The organism is Barnesiella sp. CU968, from assembly GCF_905219685.1.
Classification (GTDB): Bacteria; Bacteroidota; Bacteroidia; order Bacteroidales; family Muribaculaceae; genus Lepagella; species Lepagella muris_A.
Genome location: NZ_CAJMXD010000334.1, coordinates 1 through 3,205, shown reverse-complemented (window position 1 = coordinate 3,205; position 3,205 = coordinate 1). Strand labels below are relative to the sequence as shown.

Genomic DNA, 3,205 nt, shown 5'->3' with positions numbered 1-3,205 from the left:
GTCACCGTTGCAATCCGATACATCCCGATTTCATGAGCGACATAGCCGACGCATACGAAAGCGCGTACACTATAATGCTCAACCTCAATAAGTCGTGGGTGAGCAAGCAGGGCGATTTCTTTGTGGAGTCACCGATTGTACTGTTTGCAGCCATAATATGGTATCTCCGCATTTACAAGGGTGGAAAATATTGCACCTTCCCACATGCCATAGAACTTCTGAATAGAAGATACGAGGATTTATTTCCCATTCTTACCAGCTACCCGGAACTGGAAAACTATCTTTCGCCCTTCATGGACGCATGGCAGGGAGGCGCGGCTGAGCAGTTGATGGGGCAAATCGCATCGGCGAAAATCCCGCTTTCACGCATGATTTCGCCTCAGTTATACTGGGTTATGACCGGCGATGATTTCACTCTCGATATCAACAATCCGAAAGAGCCGAAGATACTGTGTGTAGGCAACAATCCCGACCGCCAGAATATCTATGGCGCGGCACTGGGTCTGTATAATTCCCGTATCGTCAAAATTATCAACAAGAAAGGTATGCTGAAAAGTGGTGTACTGATTGATGAACTTCCGACGATATATTTCAAGGGGCTTGACCAGCTTATTGCCACCGCCCGAAGCAACAAGGTTGCAGTGTGCCTCGGCTTTCAGGATTTCTCGCAGCTCAAACGCGACTACGGCGACAAGGAGGCGGCGGTAGTGATGAACACCGTCGGAAACATCTTTTCCGGGCAGGTCGTTGGAGAAACCGCCAAGACACTCTCCGAGCGTTTCGGCAAGGTTCTCCAGAAACGTCAGTCAATATCCATCAACCGTCAGGACGTGAGCCATTCTTTCAACACGCAGATGGACAGCCTCATTCCTCCGAGCAAGATTTCCACTCTCACGCAGGGTATGTTCGTCGGGGCGGTCTGTGATAATATCGACGAGCGCATAGATCAGAAGATATTTCATGCCGAGATAGTGATTGACAGCGCGAAGGTCAAGGCGGAAACANACCGCTACAAACCTATTCCGATACTAACAGACTTCCACGACGACACCCCCGACAAGTCGCGCATGAAGGCTATAATCCAACGCAACTATGAACAGGTGAAAGCCGACGTGATACAGATAATATCCGATGAAAAGCAACGGATTTTATCCACCCCGGAACTCAGTCACCTTTTCCCGCAACAATAGAAAACAACCACCACTTAATCCACAATCCAATGTTACAATTTACAGGAGGTTATTACGACCTCGATTATTACCGTCTGTATCTGCTAAGATACCTGTCGCAAAACAATTTCGACATAGCCACCGACCATCCGCAGATTGTCGCCAACTCCGACCGCGCCCTTGACACATACGAGGAAGCACGGCGCAACGGGGCAAGTGTGCCGGAGGCGGAGGAACTGGCTCTGTCTGTGTTGTTCACCAACATAGGCGAGTCGGAGTTTGACATAGTTGCCGATATTCTGCTTGAATATTTCGGCGATACCCTCAACGTGGATTACGAGCCTGCCGCCCACTATTGGGCACGCTGGGTCTTGGACAACGTGCCGCATCTTTTTGACGGCTTCGACCGCACTCAGGTAGGCATAGACCGTGAGGAGCTTGACGAAAAGCGCGACATACTGATAGGCCGTATCACTCAATTCTGCGTGGACAATGGCTTATAACCGTATGCAGAAAATGCGTGACAACATCGAGGCGATACGCACGGCTTTCGCCCTGATTGTTGAGCGCAGACCGCCGGATGACGCGGAATGGGAGATATTATCCAAGTATGCCGGCTTCGGAGGACTGAAATGTATCCTCAATGACGCCAACGAGCTTGCCGACGCAGCCAAGTGGGCGAAATCCGACCGGGAACTGTTTGCCCCGACAGTAGAACTTCGGCGCATAATTCACGACCATTCAAAGGATGACAGGCAATTTAAGCGTTACATGGACTCTCTGAAAGCGTCCGTGCTTACCGCCTACTATACCCCTAAGCACGTTGTTGAAGCCATATCCCAGACTCTGCAACAGGCGGGAGTGGAACCTCAACGCTTCCTCGACCCCAGCGCGGGGGGCGGTGCCTTTGTGGACGCTTTCACATGGGTAAATCCCCGTGGCGAGAGGATTGCGTTTGAGAAGGACGCATTGACAGGGCTGATACTGTCCAAACTGTACCCGCAGACCGACGTTCATATAGAGGGCTTCGAGAAACTGGATACCAATCACGAAAATTATTTTGATGTTGCGGCATCGAATATCCCGTTCGGTGATATCGCCGTGCCTGATCCGGTGTATGCCACCAGTGACAACATAGCTTACAGGAAATCGGCATCGGCGATACATAATTATTTCTTCCTCAAAGGTCTTGACGCGGTTCGTGAGGGCGGCATTGTCGCTTTCATAACCTCGCAGGGTGTGATGAACGGCAAAAGCCCGTTTGTGCGTATGGAGCTGATGAAGCGTGCCGACCTCGTTACCGCTTTGCGCCTGCCCAACAATACATTCATCGACAGTGCCAACACCGAGGTGGGCAGCGACCTTATCATATTGCAGAAGCACTCCGGCAAAACAGGCTTCACACCGGACGAGAAACTTTTTATTCAGTCAACAGCCGCACAGGACAGCGGAATACCCAACAACCGCTATTTCATAGAAAACCCAACGCATATTATCTGCACGGGAGTGAAAGAGGACACCGATCCATACGGAAAACCGGCATTGGTATATACCCATGACGGCGGTGTTGTCGCAATCAGCGAGGATATGCGCAGGGTTCTCTATGCGGAGTTCGGACTACACCTCAACCTTGACCTGTATCACGGTGAACAGCAAAAGGCGCACACGGTATCAGCATCTATATATAATAAGGTGGAGAAGGAAGAAAAACCGCAGCATGACATTGAGGACGTCGAGGCGGTGGAGGTAACGGCAACACCTGCACAGGTAATTTCGCAGAGAGCCGATGAAATAGAAACATCGGGCAATACCGTGCCGGTGAATGACAGCCACGAAAGCTACGACCCGAAAATTATGATGTATAATCTTTTCGGCGAGCTGGTGGAGATACCCGGCGCAAAAAAACGCCGCAGCAAGCGTCAGGCGATGCCGAAANAGCAAAAACAAAAAACGGATAAGCCTGCTGAATCTGTTGAGGTCAAATCGGCTACCGCATCACCAGAAGCGAAAGCAGTCAAGGTTGAAACGTCCAAGAC

At 50.7% G+C, this 3,205-nt stretch carries 3 protein-coding genes; all 3 read left to right on the top strand.

Features of this window, described 5'->3' with window-relative positions; all coding sequences use genetic code 11:
* Positions 1–1,190 (top strand): TraM recognition domain-containing protein (locus JX312_RS11055; RefSeq protein WP_204458038.1); only part of this gene is annotated, 1,190 nt, incomplete at its 5' end.
* Between the two features lie 29 nt (positions 1,191–1,219).
* A complete protein-coding gene (locus JX312_RS11050) occupies positions 1,220–1,672 on the top strand; it encodes a DUF1896 family protein (RefSeq protein ID WP_123486673.1) in 453 nt (150 codons plus the stop codon).
* Positions 1,662–3,205, top strand: a 1,544-nt coding sequence (locus JX312_RS11045) for an N-6 DNA methylase (RefSeq protein WP_204458037.1), incomplete at its 3' end; no start/stop codon positions are given. The genes JX312_RS11050 and JX312_RS11045, both read left to right, overlap by 11 nt.

Coding starts and splice junctions, on each gene's coding strand:
- JX312_RS11050 (WP_123486673.1), top strand. CDS start 1,220: ATGTTACAATTTACAGGAGGTTATTACGACCTCGATTATTACCGTCTG.